We start from the raw sequence: 502 nt of genomic DNA on the forward strand, positions 1-502 counted from the left end.
GGTCGTTGTGGTCCATCACGCGTTTCCAAGTAATGCTTTCAACGTCAATTTTTAATGCTTTTAAACCAGTTCGAGCTTCAAAGGCGTCATATCCTTCGCGCTGCTCGTGGAATAAGCGCGCATCTAAAGCTGCAGACGCTAAGTTGTGTGCAGCCGTAACGGCGTGAATATCACCCGTCAAATGCAAATTGAGCTCTTCCATTGGCGCAACTTGGGAATATCCGCCACCTGCGGCACCACCTTTGATGCCAAAGACAGGCCCCATTGATGGCTGTCGAATACATGCCATCACGGATTGCTTTAGCTTCGCCAGTCCTTGAGCAAGGCCAATGGTTGTCACGGTTTTGCCTTCACCTAGTGGAGTAGGGGTAATCGCGGTGACCAGAACCAATTTCCCGTTTTGGTTGTCATTCAGGCGGGCTAAACACTTAGGGTGTACTTTGGCTTTGTATTTTCCATGTGTATCAAATTCTTCAGGCAATAGACCTGCTTTTTCAGCGAT

General features: G+C 48.4%; 1 protein-coding gene. It reads right to left on the reverse strand.

Annotated elements, in window-relative coordinates; all coding sequences use genetic code 11:
• Positions 1-502 (reverse strand): formate--tetrahydrofolate ligase (locus tag R7R78_RS29860; protein WP_263856364.1); only part of this gene is annotated, 502 nt, incomplete at both ends.

It is taken from the genome of Vibrio sp. 2134-1, assembly GCF_033339495.1.